We start from the raw sequence: 16,496 nt of genomic DNA on the forward strand, positions 1-16,496 counted from the left end.
CCATATACAAAAAAACGTTGCTTTTCAGCAACGTTTTTTTGTAATTAAGCCTCTGTTGTAGCTTCCGCTTCAGTATTTTCTTCTTCTGCAGGAGCTTCCGCCTGTCTCTTGGAAAGGCTAATCTTTTTCTGTTCTGTGTTAACTTCCAAAACTTTCACGCTGATTACTTCGCCAACTTTCAGCTCGTCTTCAGGTTTTACTACATGTTTGTTTGCGATCTGGGAGATATGTACCAGACCATCAACGCCAGGTTCCAATTCAACAAATGCGCCGAAAGGTACCATACGAACAACCTTACCTTCAACAATTGTGCCAACTGCGTATTTTTCAGCTACAAAATTCCAAGGGTTCATTTTGATGTCTTTCAAGGAAAGGCTGATTTTGCCTTTTTCTTTGTCTACATCTAAAACAAATACCTCAACAGTCTGACCTTCTTTTAATACTTCCTTGGGGTTGGTAATTCTGCCCCAGCTCATTTCGGAAATATGAATCAAACCGTCAACGCCGCCCAAGTCAACAAACGCACCAAAATCTGTCAATCTGCTAACTGTACCTGTAACCTTAGAACCAGCTTCAATAGAAGCAAACAACGCTGCTCTCTTTGCACTGATTTCCTTTTCAACCAAAGCTTTTCTGCCACCGATAATACGACGTTTTACTCTGTCCATTTCAATGATATTAAAATCCAATTCCTGGCCTTTGAAAACGCTCAAATCTTCGATAAATCTATTTGAAACCTGAGAAGATGGAATAAATACTCTCACACCGTTAACAACTGCAATTAAGCCACCTTTAACCACTTCTGTTACAGTACCTGCAACAACTGTTTTTTCGTTGAAAGCTACTTCAATGTCTTCCATACCCTTCTGCGCTTCAATACGCTTTTTGGACAAAAGAACATTACCATCGCCGTCGTTTACACGGATTACAAATACTTCAATTTCATCTCCAGGCTGAACTAATTCACTGGGGATCACTGTTGGATCACTGCTAAATTCACCTCTGGGAATTACACCATCGGATTTATAGCCGAGATTAACGGAAACTTCTTCGTTTACAACCTGAATTACAGTGCCTTTTACAACATCGCCTGTGTGCAGGGTAACGAGAGAATCTTCTAACATTTGTTCGAATGTAATTTCCTCACTTCCTTCTAAATTTTGTACTGCATTATCAAATGCTTCGCTCATAGTAACAACTACCTCCTTAATTATTGCAGGTGGAGTAGACGCACCCGCAGTTATACCTATTTTATCATTCTTTAAAAAATTATTCAACACCAAATCGCAAATTGTTTCAATGTGGACAGTATTATTACAATTTTTCCCGCAAATCTCTACCAATTTTTGGGTATTAGAGCTTTTTTTGTCGCCAATCACAATCATTTTGTCAACTTTTTGTGATAATGCAACGGCTTCTGTCTGCCGTTTCTCCGTTGCGGAACAAATGGTATTGAATACTTCCAATTGAATATTTTTCTTGTTTAATTCTTTTACAATTTCCTCAAATCGACTTTGGCGAAAAGTTGTCTGCACCACGAGGATATACTTCTGCCCGTCTTTCAATTCCAATGCAGATGCTTCCTGGGGTGTCTCAATTATTTCCGCCTCATTTTCGCACCATCCATTGATTCCAATCACCTCAGGATGTTGGCTGTTGCCGGCGATAATCACGCCCTCATTTAAATCGTGATGCTCCTTCACCAGGTTATGGATTTTTTTCACAAAAGGACAGGTACCGTCAATCATACCCAGACCCTTTTCTTCCAGCGCATCATAAAGAGCCTTCCCCACGCCATGAGAACGTATCAAAACTGCGCCTTCTTCAATATTGTCAAGGCTTTCTATAATGGCAAGCCCCTTTTTTTCCAAATCCCCTGTAACCTCTTTATTATGAATCAACGGACCGTAGGAATAGGTTTTTTCCTTTTTTTCAATCTGTTTGTATGCCATTTCAATGGCTCTTTTCACCCCAAAGCAAAACCCTGCCGATTGGGCTAATATAATCTCACTCATAGTTTAACCTTCATCTCCTGGACCTTACCCATTATTTTTTCTGTAATTTCTTCCATCAGTTCCGTGTTAATTTTTATACCACGGTATTCCTCTAACATCATCGGTTCACCAAATTCAATTCTAATTTCCGAGCGAAACTTGTAACTACCTGAAATTGTAACAGGAATCACCGGTGCATCACCCTTCAAAGCAAACATGGCAACGCCGGCTTTTGCCGCTTTTGCCTCACCCTCTTTTACCCGTGTTCCTTCTGCAAATATTCCCAGCAATTCTCCACTTTTCAGTACGTTGATCGCTGTTTTAAAAGCTTTCATATCCATTACAGACTGGCGATCCACAGGAAATGCCTTCAAATTACGTAACAAAGCCCCCAAAACCTTATTATGAAACAGTTCTTTTTTTGCAATGTAACGAGGGAGCCGATCCAAATAAACAGCCATGGTGAGAGGATCAAAATTGCTGATATGATTGCAACAAAGCACACCATTGCCTTCTTGGGGAACATTCTCCTTCCCTACTATTTTTACTTTAAACATAATTGTATAAAAAATCTTAACAAGCACCTTTACCACAGGATATAGCGACATTATTACACCTCACTTATTTTTCCTTCTGCAATCTTTACGATTGTTTCCGCAACTTCATCAATGGTCATATTCGTTGTATCCAAATAGACCGCATCCTTCGCCTTACATAAAGGACTGTATTTACGGTTCATATCATTTTCATCTCGACGAAGGATCTCCTGCCGTATTGCATCAAATGCAGGCTTTTCTCCTTTTGCCTCCAACTCACCCATACGACGCTTTGCTCTTTCATCAACACCGGCATCCATATAAATTTTCACTTCTGCCTGAGGAAGTACAAAGGTACCAATATCTCTGCCATCCATAATCACAGCATACTTTTTGGCCATTTCTTTTTGCATATGGCTTAATTTTTGCCGCACAGATTGAATGGTAGCAACCTGAGAAGCCCCCTGTCCAATTTCTTGGGTTCTGATTTTTTGGGTAATCTCTTCGCCGTCCAAAAAAATCAGCTGTCCATCCCTTGTAGGCTGTATTTCCAGCTTTATTTCATCTAATAATGATAAAACACTCATTTCATCCAAAGGAGAAATTCCCTTTTGGATACAAAAATATGCTACTGCACGATACATGGCACCTGTATCCACATAAATAATACCCAACCTCTTTGCAACAGCCTTTGCAACTGTACTCTTTCCGGATCCCGCCGGACCGTCCACCGCAATGGCAAACTTCCTCATTCCAATTCCTCCTATCATTGGGCCAATACGCCTTCTCCCGCCGTATAACCGCTTGAAAAGGCAATTTGCAAATTATAGCCTCCCGTATAAGCATCCACATCCAACACTTCTCCTGCAAAATGAAGATTTTTTACAAACTTGCTTTCCATAGTAGAAGGATCCATTTCATCCACACAAATTCCGCCGCAAGTTATTACGGCCTCATTAAATCCTGCTGTTCCGGTGATAGTTAAAGGCAGTCCTTTCAATAAGGAAAGAAGGTTCTTTCTTTCTTCTTTCGTAATATTGTTCACCTTTTTATCCGCCGCAATCCCGGAGAGGGCAATGATAACAGGGATTAGTTTTTTCGGCAACAGGTCATCCAATGCATTGCCAAAATCTCGGTTGGCATACTTCTCAAAATCACGAAGCAAACGCATATCCAGCTTTTTTTCATCCATAGCCGGCTTTAAATCAATATACAGGCGATAACCCTCTTCCATCGAAAAGAGCAGATGCCTGCTGGCACTTAAAATTACAGGGCCCGATACACCATAATGGGTGAAAAGCATTTCCCCGAATTCTTCAAAAACAGTTTTTCCCTTTTTATTTTTCACCTGAATGGAGATGTTGCGCAGGCTTAAGCCCATCAAGCTTTTGCACCATGCCTCTTCCGCTTTCAAAGGAACCAAGGATGGGTATAGCTTCGTCACCTGATGCCCAGCCTTTTTTGCAAAACGGTACCCATCTCCCGTAGAACCTGTTGCGGGATAGGATAAACCACCTGTGGCAACAATCACTGCATCCGCCTCAACAACCGTTCCTTTTTTCAATCGCACGCCAACCGCTCTGCCTTGGGAAATCAAAACTTCCTCCACAGGGCTGTCCAAATGCAGCTTCACCTTACTTTCTCGCAAATATTGTTCCAACGCAAACACAACATCCAAGGATTTATCGGAAACAGGGAAAACACGTCTTCCTCTTTCCACCTTGGTCTCCAAGCCTAAGCGATGAAATAATTCTTGGGTTTGGGGGCTATCTAAATGATAAAATGCGCTGTACATAAAATAAGGGTTTCCCGGAATATTTTCCAAAAGTGTTTCCACATCACAATCATTGGTAAGGTTACAGCGACCTTTTCCCGTAATTAAAATCTTTTTTCCCAAGCGATTATTTTTTTCATATAAATGTACTTCATATCCACGGCTTCCCGCTCTTGCTGCCGCCATCATTCCCGCAGCGCCACCGCCCACCACAATAATTTTTTCCATATTGTCACCTATTTTTCAATAATTCGGCCATTTCCAAATGTGCCTTGTCATTTAGCGTCATTAAAAACTTTTTATCATCAAAAGTAATATCAATCATAGAAATTGATGTATTCGTCAGCCACATTCTACGGTACATGGTTAAATCCAAACCCAATAGCTTAATCATAAAAACCCGTAGCAACCCGCCATGAGAAACAATGGCAATCCGCTGACCTCTATGTTTTTTTATAATTTCTTCAAAGCCTGCCATAGAACGCTCTGCCACCTTATGGAATGACCCTTCCCCAGGCATAGTATGGGCAAAAGGGTTATCAAAAAAATCCGTATATGGCTTTCCGTATTTTTCCGTGAGTTCCGCCACGGTATGCCCTTCCCATTCGCCAAAATTAATTTCTTTGAAATGCTCGTCCATAATAAGAGAGAGCCCTTTTTGTTGCGCAATGGGTGTAGCTGTAGCAATTGCCCGTTTCAAGGGAGATACATATATGGCATCCAAAGGCATATATGTAAATCGTTTGGCTAAAAGTTCCGCCTGCCATTTTCCTTCTTCGGATAGCTCAATGTCTGTCCAACCCTGATAACGTCCGCCTCTATTCCACTCCGTCTCGCCATGACGGATTAAGTATAATCTTGTTTTTTCCTGTTTCATATGAAATCATTCCTTTTTATGAAATTTCTTAACTATATATTATACGTGACACACCCTTTTCTTTCAAGAAAAAAAGCCCCAAAAGGCATATCCTCATGTAATTTAAACTCAAAAACAATGTTGACCATTCTCCGGAGTTCAAAAATTACCACAATATGCATTGGAGCTTTCTGCGTATGAAAACCACTTTTACCCACCAACTACCCTGTGGCTTAAAAAGTTTCATAAAACATTCCTTTTCCAATTCATGAATAAATTAAAATTTCCCAACAAGAATTTATACCGTTTGGTGAATTACATATATTTTTGTTTTCAATTTTTTCCTATTATAAATAAAAAGAGCTTTTATAACCCTTTCAAATATTTTACTTCTTTGGGCGTAAGATGACGATACTTTCCCCTGGGCAAATCTCCAAGTTTCAATTCCCCCGTAGCAACCCTTTTCAATTGCGCAACAGGGTGCTTAATCGCCTCACACATCTTACGAACCTGTCTGTTTCTCCCCTCATGAATCACAATTTCCACAACGGATTGACGATCACCTTTTTCTAAAATCTGAATTTTAGCAGGCTTGGTTTTTCTGCCGTCAATAAAAACTCCTCGGCGAAATTTTTGTAAATCCATATCATCAGGAGTGCCATAAAGCTTTGCGGTATATGTTTTCTCCACATCATGCTTGGGATGGGTTAGTTTATATGTTAAATCCCCATCATTCGTCAACAAAAGCAATCCAGAAGTATCATAATCCAATCTGCCCACAGGAAAAATTCTTTCTTTTACGTCCCTTATCAAATCCATAACCCCGGGGCGTCCGAACTGCTCCTTTGCCGTTGTCACATAGCCTTCCGGCTTGTGGAGCATAATATAAACCATTTCCACTTCTTTTTTGCTGACTTTTTTATCTTGATACAAAACCTCATCTTTTTGAGGGTCAACTTTCGTGCCTAATTCCGTTATTACCTTTCCGTTTACTTTTATCTTCCCCGCTGCAATCAGTTCCTCTGCCTTTCGGCGGGATGCAACGCCTGCTTCCGCAAGAAATTTTTGAAGTCTTTCTTCCATACTGTTCCTCCATCTCTATCACATTGGAATCAGTATACCCCACAGGAAAAAGAAAGTCAAAGAAACTCTAAAACCAAGTAATCCAATTTTTATATAAATAGGAATACCAATCCGCTAAGGTATATGCCGATGCAGAGTCATTTGCTACAATGGGTATTTCCGTCAGCACCTCATCTTTCAGCTTAAGTTGGGCGTTTCCAAGCTTTTGCCCTGCTTGAACAGGAGCCTCTATGCTTTTGGGTAAAGATATGCTTATCTGCAAAGTTGCCTCCTCCTCTTTAGAAAACAAAGCTTGGTATCCTTCCTGCAAAACAGCGTCCACGGAGGACACCTTGGAATGCAAAACAGAAACGTTTCCGCAAACCTCCCCCTTTTTCACCGCTTCATAAGGAAAAAAGGTAGCAAAACCATAGTTCATAATTTCCTTTGTATCCGTCCATTTTTTCTCTTTACCCGTTGTTCCCCAACCACTGCCCAAAACAGCACTTACCAGTCGTACACTGTTTTGCTCTGCCGCCCCTACAAAGCAATGCCCTGCTTTATTGGTAAAACCTGTTTTTACACCCATTGCCCCTTTGTACTCTTTTAAAAAACGGTCGGCATTGGTAACTTGGCACTGTCTTTTTCCTGTGACCTCAGAAACTGTCACCTCTGGCAAAGCAATAATCCGACAAAACTCCTCATTTTTCAACGCATATGTAGCGATCAACGCCATGTCTTTCGCCGTGGAGTGATGTTTTGCAAAAGGAATCTGGCTGTCTAAACCATTGGGAGAACCGAAAACCGTATCTTCCGCCCCAATTTCAGCCGCTTTTTCTGTCATAAGTGCACAAAAAGCCTCCACACTCCCGGAAACATGCTCTGCCAACGCCACCGCAGTGTCATTGTAAGAACGCAACATCATAGCTGAAAGTAACTCTCCAACTTTCCATTGCTCTCCCGTCTTTAAATCCATATTTACCTCCGGCTGAGCAGCAGCGTTTTTGCTAACGGTAACCACATCGTCAAGCTTTGCATTTTCCAAAACCAAAATTGCTGTCATAATTTTTGTTGTACTCGCCATGGCCAGCGGTTCTTCTTCATTTTTCCCCCATAGCAAACGTCCGGTGTTTCCATCTACCAAAGCTGCTCCCTGCGCGCCTACGGAAGGCTCCCCTCCATAAGCAATGGAACAGCATAAAAAAAGCAGGAGAATAAAGATCCCTGCACGCCTCATGTGCATCACCCCTCTCCTGCTATGTTTATTCAGCTTTTCTATAATTCATACAAAAAAACAATCTGTTTTGGACATTCGCAAAAAATCTCGTATTGCAAATCAATCTCTGAATATATTTACCTCAGTAACCTGATTTTCCGCAATCTCCAACACTAACCATTCGCTGTCAATGGAAATGAGCCCTCTTTCCGGCCCTAAGTAATAAACCAAATTCCCATCTGTCTTAAAATACTCTGTTTCTGTATCTTTCCCCAGCAACAAAATAACTTCTTCCTTAGTCATCCCCAATAAATCGTGATTTTCCAATAAGTTATCCACCATGTCTACCCTTTTTTGTGGATCATTAACCCATCGTTCTGTTGAAAATGTGTGTATCATTTTACTGCGGACAACTACAAACACAATAAAAATAATGATGAGAAAACCAATTGTAAATTTTTTCTTATTCTTTGATAGAATTGCTTTCATCCTCCTCCATCTTTGAAGCTTCCTCCAATTCAGGCAATTCAGCTATGTTTTTGAATCCGAAATAGCGCAAAAATTCGTTGGTTGTCCCAAACATAATGGGCTTTCCGGGGCTTTCCATTCGCCCCACCTCGCAAACCAATTTTTTCTCAACCAGTTTGCTTACGGCATGTTCTGCACTGACACCACGAATTTCTTCAATCTGTGCACGGGTAATGGGCTGTTTATAAGCAACAATCGCCAATGTTTCCAGTAATGCCTGGGTTAAGCCCTGTCGGTTGGGGCTTTTATACATATTTCTTATGTATTCAAAACACTCCGCGGCAGTACACATCTGGTAAGCGCCATTGATTTCAACAATGCGAATTCCACGGCTTTCATTCTCATATTTATCTGCCAAAGTATGAATAATTGCTTTAGCCGTAGCCTTGTCCATTTCAATCGTTTGGGCAATTGCCGTCAAAGACACTGCCTCACCGGAAATAAACAGTAAGGACTCCACCACTGCTTCCAACTCAGATAATCTCATGCAAATCCCTTCCATCATATCTCGATATGGTAATTTCCCCAAAAGTCATTTTTTGAACAATTTGTACTTCTTTTCGTTTAATCAACTCTAATAATGCTAAAAAAGTTACGACTTTTTCCATCTTACCGGAATTTTTCCGAAAAATCGAAAGAAAGGTAGTCTTAGGTTGCAAAATCAGCATATCTCGGATATACTCCATCTTTTCCTGTACCGTAAATAAATCCCTGGGAACCGTTTTGAAGGAGCTTCGCACATGATCTACCTTGGTTTCCTTCCTGTGCATTACTTGGCGGAATGCCAAATATAAATCCTCCATACTTAAACCTTGAAGGAAATCCTCCAAAGTCTGGGATTCCTTTCCTTTCAACTGTTTCACCGCTTGATCAGCTTCTTTGTAAAGCACCAGAGCTGCATCTTCTTCCCGTTGGCGCCATTCTTCCGTAACTTCTTTTATTTTTTTATATTCCAAAAGCTTTAATACTAATTCTTCTCTGGGATCAGGGCCTTCTTCTTCCTCATTCTTGGGCTTGGGTAAAAGCAGCTTGCTCTTGATTTCCAAAAGAGTTGCCGCCATAACCAAAAATTCACTCATATCGTCCATATCTCTATCTTCTGCAGCATCTAGATATTCTAAATATTGGTCTGTCAAACGTGCCATGGGGATATCATAAATATCAATTTCATTTTTTTCTATGAGGTGATACAAAAGATCCAACGGCCCCTCAAAAGCATCTAATCGAATCGTAATTTTTTCCAATGAAATCACCTCTGCCCAATCCGCTTATAAAATAAAGAAAATCCGCCCTAAGATATTGATCACAAAATTGATAATTCCACCAAATAAACCTTGAAAAGCCCCAAAAAATAACAGGAACAGAAAAATCATCTGCACCATCTTTTCGTATTGCAGATACTGAAAATATTTATTTGCAGGCAAAGACACAGAAAGCACTTTTATACAATCCATAGGGGAGACAGGCAAAATATTATATACTGCCAATCCTACGTTATAGTAACATAAATAATTGAAGACCATCGCTAAATAAACATTCCCAACAGATGCCTTCGTATACAGCGCCAAAAAGATGATCCCCAAAACCAAATTTGCAACTGAGGGTAAAACTGCAACCAAAAGGGTATCTCTTTTTCTGTTTTTGTAATATAAAGCACTGGTTTCTACCGGCTTTCCCCAACCAAAGCCACCGCTGTAAAACAACAACAAAAAGCCAATGGGTTCAAAGTGGTTCACGGGGTTCAATGTCAAACGGCCCTTGCTTTTTGGCAAAGTATCTCCCAATGCTGTGGAAACCGCAGCTCTTGTAAACTCATGTATGGTTGTAGCAACAATAATACCGGGTATGCTCACCAAAAAAATCCAAAAGTAATTCATTCTATCCTATTCCTTTCCAAAGAAAATTGTTTTCCAATTTATAATGATACCAGAAATTCAAACCACAGTCAATTTAACCCTTTTTTAAAAATCAAATTTCCCTTCTTTTTTTGCAAAGTCAACTTGACATTTTGTGCAAAGTGAACTATACTAAAGCAAAGTTAACTTTGCAGAAAGGATGTGGATCATGAAAACACGAATCCCTGAACTACGGCGTCAGCAAAAGCTGTCTCAAGAAGAACTTGCAAAAGCAGTGGGTGTAACACGCCAAACGATCACTTCCCTTGAAGTGGGTAAATACACCGCTTCTTTGGTACTGGCCCATAAAATTGCCCTTTACTTTAACTTAACCATTGAAGAAGTTTTTTTATTTGATGAGGAGGAAAAATCATGAAAAAAATAAGTTTTGAGAAGCGGCTGCGGCTGCGGCTCCAAGTAAATATCGCCTGCATGATACTATCTGCCATTTTGTTTGCCATTGTTCTTTGGAATAAAGACTTTGCATTCCTTCAGCCTATGTATTCAGCTTCCCTTTTTGGTCTTTTTTTTGCATCACTAGCCTTGTTTATACGCAACAAAAAGCTAAAAATGGATCCTGAAAAAATGAGAACAATGGAACTACTGGAAACAGACGAACGGAATGTTCTGATCATTCGTGTAAGCTATACTATCTTCACCTATGTTTCCTTTGGTATTCTTTATATCTCTATGTTGATTTCAGGCTTTTTTTCCACAACAGTTTTCTATACCTTGGAAACCCTTCTTTGTGCTAACTTAGTTTTAGTCCTTTTTATTCGTAAAATGGTGGAGAAAATATATTAATCCTTGCTTTTTAGAATAAGGGAAGTCACAGAACAATTTGTTTGTGACTTCCCTTTCATATATGTACATTATATTCTTCAACTCTGCCTAAAAGCATAAGGAAAGATTTCCAATATACACTTTACTGCATTCCGGTTTTTCCTTCATATACCTTCTGCATAAAGGGTACAGAAACCTCCAGCTCCTTCGCTAATCTGCATCCATTGCCCACCAGCCATTCAAATTCCGTTTCCTCTTTCCCTTCAAGCATATCTCTATATAAAGAAGTGATGGTTTCCGGGGGGAATTTCAAAAAGCCCTCCATATTTCTTTGAGGCATATCATCCATGCCTGTAACTCCAGATGCCTTTGCTAAACGGAGAATATCTTCAAAAATCCCTCGCAAAAATTCCATCTTTTCTTTATCTTCTTGGATTTTCCCCGCTTGGCAGTCAAAGTAAATAAAACCACAGCTATTGCCGCACATCATGGCATACTTCTCCCAAAGTTCTTTCATGATATCCTGCCCATAGGTAGAGGGTAATCCTCCCTCATTTAGCATTGCCACAAGTTTTCTGGCTTTTTCGTTGTCCTTTCCATGGGCAAACCCTATGCCAATGCGCAAAAGCTTTCCTCCATTAAAAACGTGGCCAGTTTCTACAATATTGGAAAAACAATAAATATAGCTGTCGCTTACAACCCCTTTTCCGTCCAACCACCGGGAGACTGCTCTTGAAGCAGTAATACCATTTTGCAAAGGAACAACCAAAGTATCCTCTCCAACAATGTCTGCATATTTTTTGCAGGCTGCCTCTAATCCATAGCTTTTACTGCAAAGAAACAGAACATCCACAACCCCAATTTCCTTAGGGTCATCGGTAACCAAACCAGGACATATTTTATGACTCCCCAAAATATCCGACTCTAGATAAAGCCCTTTCTCCTGCAAAACCTGTTTCGTCTCTTCACGGGCAATGAAAATTAAATCTTTTTCATACTTTCTTAATCCTCCGGCAACGGTAGCCCCAACGGCACCTAAGCCCAATATCGCAATTTTCATTGTATCCTCCTTATGTCTGGTATTTAATATCGTAACGGAATATCCGAGAGCTTCACAGGAATATCCAGCCCTTGCCCCATTAGAAATGAACGCACACCTCGCACTGCAATATCGCTGTTATTTTTTGCACCCACCATGACAGATTCCAGTGGTATAGGTGTACCAATCCCATCAAATTCCACCATAATATAGGGTAAAAAAACCTGCTCTAGAATTCTAAACCTTGGTCGTCCTCCCCGTTCTGTTGCCAAAGGTGAAAAGACAAATCGATATTCCTCTTCCCCCTTAAAAAATTCGCTCTTAAAAAACATGGCATACACCGAGCAAACCATTGCCATATCACCGCCAATTTCAATTAAGGATTCTTCCCTTATGTCACCGGTTTCCTCAAAAATAGCCTCCAAATCCGAATAACCATCGTTAACCCCTCGTCGAATGCAGGAGAGCAGTGCCTCTAACAAGCAGGAAATTTGTACTTCCTCGTCATAAATAACCGTACCATGCAAAAACGACCTACTAGAAAACCCTTGCACCAGCTTCTCATAATCAAATCCAAGACAATACCCCTTAAAATCAGTAAATTCAGCCCAAAGCAAAGCGCTGTTTTCTTGCTTGGAAAAGGAAACCACATAAAAACTTATGTGATCCTCCTCCGGGATACAAACGGTTTGACAGGAAGGGGTTATAATGGCAAGCTCATCCATCTCTGCTTTTATAATACGATATAACCTCCGCCCCAGTTCTTTATTAACAATATATCGATCAATTAATTTATCCAAAACCTCTAAGGAATATAGAAATTCAAGTTTGTCATTCAAAAAATCGCTTTTCGTAGCAATAAATTGTCTATTTTCAACAATACCTTGAATTCCCTCTGCTGTTGTATAATGGTACAATTTATCACCGCTGTTGCAAAGGGGTACATGTATCCAATCATCTAAATATTTTGTTGTTCTCCCTGTTTCCACTTGGGAAGCCTCCCGTCACTGTCTGATTTGCCCGTTTCCATAAATAATATATTTTGTCGTTGTTAGTTCCTTCAAGCCCATGGGCCCTCTTGCATGGAGCTTTTGGGTACTGATCCCAATTTCCGCACCAAAACCAAACTGAGCTCCATCGGTAAAACGGGTTGAAGCATTGACATATACCGCCGCCGCATCTACTTCATTTAAAAACCGCTGGGCATTGGTGTAGTTTTCCGTAAGAATTGCTTCCGAATGTCCCGTTGAATATTTCCGAATATGGCTGATTGCTTCATCTATGTTTTGCACCACACGGGTAGAAATAATATAATCTGTATATTCCGTTGCCCAATCCTCTTGGGTTGCAGGTACGGAACCGGAAATTAAGGCACAGGCAGTTTCATCGCCTCTAATTTCCACGTTTTTCTGTTGTAAAGCCTCTCCCACCATAGGAAGAAACTGATCCGCAATTTTTTCATGCACCAATAGGCTTTCGCAAGCATTGCAAACGCCGGGACGCTGGGTTTTGGCGTTCATCACAATCGCCACAGCCTTGTCTAACTCTGCCGTTTCGTCCACAAAAATATGACAGTTTCCAACACCTGTTTCTATCACCGGCACAGTACTGTTTTGCACCACACTTTGAATTAATCCCGCTCCTCCTCGAGGAATTAAAACATCCAGATATCCGTTTAGGCGCATCATTTCATTTGCAGTCTCTCTGGAAGTATCGGGCACCACCTGAACAATGTCTCCGGGTAATCCCTGTTTTTCAAGGGCTTCACGAAATACGGAAACAACCGCTTGATTCGTACGAAATGCCTCTTTGCCTCCCCTTAGTATTACCGCACTGCCAGCCTTTAAGCATAAACCGAAGGCATCCGCAGTAACGTTTGGTCTGGCTTCGAAAATAATTCCAATTACCCCCATTGGCACCCGCTTTTGCCCGATTACCAGTCCATTGTCCAATGTTTTCATAAAAAGCACCTCACCCACAGGGTCATCTAAGGCCGCTACTTGACAAAGTCCCTCCGCCATTTCCTCAAGCCTTGCCCGGGTTAAGGTTAAACGGTCGATAAAAGCCCCCTTGATTCCCGATGCCAAAGCCGCATCAACGTCTTCTTTATTCGCTCCAAGAATATTTTCTGCCGCTGCCAAAAGTGCTTCTGCCGCACAGCAAAGAGCCTCATTTTTTTTCGGTGTAGGCAAAACCGCCAATACTACAGAAGCATCCTTTGCTTTTTTTCCCATTTCAACTAAAACACTCATCATTACAACCCCCTATCACGCCTTTTTCTGTCACAATACAATCAACGGGTATATCATATGCATCAACCTGCAAATCATCCTCCATGATCTGAAAGGAAAACGCCACGGCAATTTTATAAATATCGGGATATTGCTGAAAAAATCTATCATAATATCCCCCGCCATAGCCATAACGATTTCCTTTTTTATCAAATACACTTCCTGGCACAAGGAAAAAATCTCTTTCCCCCGGCGTCACTTCTTCATCTTCCCCTTTTTCCGGCTCCATTACACCAAAACGACTTTTTTTAAGTTCTAAAAAAGAGGATATGGTTACAAAATACATTCTTCCCTTCAATTTTGCAACGGGAACAGCAACTTTCTTTCCGTCCCTCCAAGCCTGCTCAATCAATTGGTATGTATTTACCTCCTCACCCATGCTGATATAGGTGAATATGGTATCTGCTTTTTGATATCTTTCACTGCTGCAAAGAATGTCAATAATCCTGCTGCTTTCCTTTTGTCGGACTTCTTCTGACATTTCTTTTCTTTTTTGCAATATTTTTTGTCGCAATTTATTTTTCATTGCCGCAACACCCCTATTGTTAATATGATGAATAAGCTACCACAAAATGACAGCGTCCAAAATGGCAGCTTCTTGTTTCCCAATAAATTTTTTAATATTACATACAAAAAATCAGTCCAAAAGCAAACAATACCCAGTACAATCACACTTGAAGCAATGATAAATTCCCCTATATTCATCCAAAGCAAAAGCCCCCAAACAAGGGTAATTCCCATGATAAAAAGTTGTTCTTTCGTAGATTGAAAAATAGGTTGCTCGTTCTCTCCAATAACATTAAAATTTGCACCTAATAAGAAAAATCCGCATAGAGAAGACCCTGCCAAAGCTCCTGTAACAACACGCAAAAATTGCGTACTTTCCCAAAATCCCATGTAACTAAAAAAACCATCAACGGAAATGGGAATAAAAGCACAGGCACCAAGTAGCATGCTCCAAGTTGAATAAGGCTTATTCCCTTTCAGTCTTCCAAAAATGAAAAAAAACACCATAGAAAAAAAGATGCCTGAATAGATTCCCGTACAACGGGCGCAAACGGGCAATTTCATTCCGTCAAGGATAAAACTACGCTCTGCCATCTGATGACAGACGGCAGAGCCAATAAAATCAAATATATCCATAACACTTTTAATAATATGGGAAATAGTAATACATATTCCCAACCACACCAAATAAGCCACCAACAATGCAACACAAAAACCAGATAGCAAACATAATACAGCTAACGGTAATCAGTGTTTTGCCAAACCCACGGTAATCCTCAACCGGGCTTTTTAGTAAAACAATACCTGCGATTAAACCGGCAACCTGACCAACTCCACCCACAAAAATAATCAAAAGAGTTATAATTACTTTTAATATTGTGGGAATCGTCTGTTCCTGAACGGGTTTTGGCTCCGTAGATTGATAGTCCTCCCAACTTCTTGTCTGATTTTCAGCCTGAAATTTCTGGGAAGTCCCATTTTCGTCTTCCACCGTAAATTCTTTTACTACTTCTGCTTCCTGCCCATTATCTTCTTTGGAATTTGCTTCATTTGTTTTTAAATTACAAATGGGACAACCCAAGCTTTCATCTAAAATTTGTCTCCCGCATTTGGGGCAATAACTCATACTAATCGCTCCTTATCTTATTTTACGCTTTCTTGCTGTGAAAGAATGTACCCACATCGTCACCGGCAATTACCCGATGGATAATAGTGGGATCCTCACCTAACACGATAGACATTCTTACCCCGGCATTTTGGCAAATGGATGCCGCTTGCAACTTGGTAAGCATTCCTCCCACACTAAACTGAGAGCCTTTGTCTCCGGCCATTTTCTTTATTTCGTCAGTAACCCACTCCACAGATGAGATTCTTTTCGCGTTGGGATTGGTTTTGGGGTCCTGATCATACAAAGCATCAATATCTGTCATCAAAATCAAAAGATCCGCTCCGATAATTTCTGCTACCAGGGCAGAAAGCCTGTCATTATCAGAAATTTCAATTTCATAGGTAGAAATAGTATCATTGGCATTTACAATGGGGATCACCCCAAGTTCCATCAATGTCTCCATGGTATTTTTCGTATTCTGATAACGATTATCATTGCTGATTTCTTCTTTTGTCAGTAAAACCTGAGCAACCGTTTGATTATAGCGATCAAAAAAATTATGATAAATTTGCATAATCATAGCCTGTCCCACTGCCGCCGCAGCCTGTTTTTGGCGGATGACCGTCGGTCTTTCTTTCATACCCATACGAACCGCCCCGACGCCAATGGCACCGCTTGTAACCAATACAACATCCTTACCACTGTTTTTAAGGTCCGTTAAAACCCAAGCCAATTCTTCTATCCGCTTTAAGTTTAATAGGCCGTTTGGATATGTAATTGTAGATGTACCAACCTTCACTACAACACGTTTGCAATCCTTCAACAATTCCCTCACAATAATTCACTCCAATTCCTGTGTATAGACAAAGTATACTATATTTTTCTTCCGTAAAAAAGGACTTTCGCT

20 protein-coding genes are annotated in these 16,496 nt (G+C 40.5%); 2 read left to right on the forward strand and 18 right to left on the reverse strand.

Features of this window, described 5'->3' with window-relative positions:
- Nucleotides 1-44: 44 nt before the first annotated feature.
- From P9Q65_RS02105 to P9Q65_RS02155, 11 genes are all read right to left on the reverse strand, one after another.
- Nucleotides 45-2,015, reverse strand: coding sequence for a bifunctional 4-hydroxy-3-methylbut-2-enyl diphosphate reductase/30S ribosomal protein S1 (locus tag P9Q65_RS02105; protein WP_304507452.1), 1,971 nt, complete (start codon nt 2,013-2,015; stop codon nt 45-47).
- Nucleotides 2,012-2,602, reverse strand: coding sequence for a lysophospholipid acyltransferase family protein (locus P9Q65_RS02110; protein ID WP_304507453.1), 591 nt, complete (start codon nt 2,600-2,602; stop codon nt 2,012-2,014). Before P9Q65_RS02110 ends, P9Q65_RS02105 begins: the two co-directional genes overlap by 4 nt.
- Before the next feature lie 2 nt (nt 2,603-2,604).
- Complete coding sequence (gene cmk / locus P9Q65_RS02115) at nt 2,605-3,282, reverse strand: (d)CMP kinase (RefSeq protein ID WP_304507454.1); 678 nt, start codon at nt 3,280-3,282, stop codon at nt 2,605-2,607.
- A 14-nt stretch (nt 3,283-3,296) separates the two neighbouring features.
- Nucleotides 3,297-4,532, reverse strand: coding sequence for an NAD(P)/FAD-dependent oxidoreductase (locus P9Q65_RS02120; protein WP_304507455.1), 1,236 nt, complete (start codon nt 4,530-4,532; stop codon nt 3,297-3,299).
- Nucleotides 4,533-4,536: 4 nt separating this feature from the next.
- Nucleotides 4,537-5,181, reverse strand: a complete 645-nt coding sequence (locus P9Q65_RS02125) for a histidine phosphatase family protein (RefSeq protein WP_304507457.1) — start codon at nt 5,179-5,181, stop codon at nt 4,537-4,539.
- Between the two features lie 345 nt (nt 5,182-5,526).
- Nucleotides 5,527-6,243, reverse strand: a complete 717-nt coding sequence (locus tag P9Q65_RS02130; protein WP_304507458.1) for a pseudouridine synthase — start codon at nt 6,241-6,243, stop codon at nt 5,527-5,529.
- Between the two features lie 67 nt (nt 6,244-6,310).
- Nucleotides 6,311-7,465 (reverse strand): D-alanyl-D-alanine carboxypeptidase family protein, encoded by a 1,155-nt coding sequence (locus P9Q65_RS02135; RefSeq protein WP_304507459.1) that lies wholly within the window; start codon nt 7,463-7,465, stop codon nt 6,311-6,313.
- 93 nt (nt 7,466-7,558) lie between these two features.
- The gene (locus P9Q65_RS02140) at nt 7,559-7,927 is read right to left on the reverse strand and encodes a hypothetical protein (RefSeq protein WP_304507461.1); all 369 of its coding nucleotides are present in this window, start codon (nt 7,925-7,927) and stop codon (nt 7,559-7,561) included.
- Nucleotides 7,902-8,453, reverse strand: coding sequence for an SMC-Scp complex subunit ScpB (gene scpB, locus P9Q65_RS02145; RefSeq protein WP_304507463.1), 552 nt, complete (start codon nt 8,451-8,453; stop codon nt 7,902-7,904). The genes P9Q65_RS02140 and scpB overlap by 26 nt, the downstream gene beginning before the upstream one ends.
- Nucleotides 8,440-9,210, reverse strand: coding sequence for a segregation and condensation protein A (locus P9Q65_RS02150; RefSeq protein WP_304507464.1), 771 nt, complete (start codon nt 9,208-9,210; stop codon nt 8,440-8,442). The genes scpB and P9Q65_RS02150 overlap by 14 nt, the downstream gene beginning before the upstream one ends.
- Before the next feature lie 24 nt (nt 9,211-9,234).
- A complete protein-coding gene (locus P9Q65_RS02155) occupies nt 9,235-9,843 on the reverse strand; it encodes a site-2 protease family protein (protein WP_304507466.1) in 609 nt (202 codons plus the stop codon).
- A 187-nt stretch (nt 9,844-10,030) separates the two neighbouring features.
- Between P9Q65_RS02155 and P9Q65_RS02160 the strand changes: the two genes are divergently transcribed.
- Together P9Q65_RS02160 and P9Q65_RS02165 are read left to right on the forward strand one after the other, a co-directional pair.
- The gene (locus tag P9Q65_RS02160; protein ID WP_304507467.1) at nt 10,031-10,237 is read left to right on the forward strand and encodes a helix-turn-helix transcriptional regulator; all 207 of its coding nucleotides are present in this window, start codon (nt 10,031-10,033) and stop codon (nt 10,235-10,237) included.
- A complete protein-coding gene (locus P9Q65_RS02165) occupies nt 10,234-10,665 on the forward strand; it encodes a hypothetical protein (RefSeq protein WP_304507469.1) in 432 nt (143 codons plus the stop codon). The genes P9Q65_RS02160 and P9Q65_RS02165 overlap by 4 nt, the downstream gene beginning before the upstream one ends.
- Before the next feature lie 121 nt (nt 10,666-10,786).
- Here P9Q65_RS02165 and P9Q65_RS02170 read toward each other — a convergent pair whose 3' ends face one another.
- Genes P9Q65_RS02170 through proB form a run of 7 tightly spaced genes read right to left on the reverse strand, consistent with a single transcriptional unit; the run spans nt 10,787 to nt 16,424 of the window.
- A complete protein-coding gene (locus tag P9Q65_RS02170; protein ID WP_304507470.1) occupies nt 10,787-11,704 on the reverse strand; it encodes a ketopantoate reductase family protein in 918 nt (305 codons plus the stop codon).
- Nucleotides 11,705-11,727: 23 nt separating this feature from the next.
- A complete protein-coding gene (locus P9Q65_RS02175) occupies nt 11,728-12,672 on the reverse strand; it encodes a DUF2971 domain-containing protein (protein ID WP_304507472.1) in 945 nt (314 codons plus the stop codon).
- A 15-nt stretch (nt 12,673-12,687) separates the two neighbouring features.
- A complete protein-coding gene (locus P9Q65_RS02180) occupies nt 12,688-13,938 on the reverse strand; it encodes a glutamate-5-semialdehyde dehydrogenase (protein ID WP_334307189.1) in 1,251 nt (416 codons plus the stop codon).
- Nucleotides 13,919-14,500 carry a 5-formyltetrahydrofolate cyclo-ligase gene (locus P9Q65_RS02185; RefSeq protein WP_304507474.1) on the reverse strand — a complete coding sequence of 194 codons (582 nt, stop codon included), beginning with the start codon at nt 14,498-14,500 and terminating at the stop codon, nt 13,919-13,921. The genes P9Q65_RS02180 and P9Q65_RS02185 overlap by 20 nt, the downstream gene beginning before the upstream one ends.
- Entirely contained in the window at nt 14,497-15,165 is a 669-nt protein-coding gene (locus P9Q65_RS02190; RefSeq protein ID WP_304507475.1) for a DUF2085 domain-containing protein, read from the reverse strand. The genes P9Q65_RS02185 and P9Q65_RS02190 overlap by 4 nt, the downstream gene beginning before the upstream one ends.
- A complete protein-coding gene (locus P9Q65_RS02195) occupies nt 15,125-15,607 on the reverse strand; it encodes a hypothetical protein (RefSeq protein WP_304507477.1) in 483 nt (160 codons plus the stop codon). The genes P9Q65_RS02190 and P9Q65_RS02195 overlap by 41 nt, the downstream gene beginning before the upstream one ends.
- 22 nt (nt 15,608-15,629) lie before the next feature.
- Nucleotides 15,630-16,424, reverse strand: a complete 795-nt coding sequence (proB, locus tag P9Q65_RS02200; protein ID WP_304507478.1) for a glutamate 5-kinase — start codon at nt 16,422-16,424, stop codon at nt 15,630-15,632.
- Between the last annotated feature and the right edge of the window lie 72 nt (nt 16,425-16,496).

The sequence above is a fragment of the Anaerotignum sp. genome, from assembly GCF_030625865.1.
Classification (GTDB): Bacteria; Bacillota; Clostridia; order Lachnospirales; family Anaerotignaceae; genus Chakrabartyella.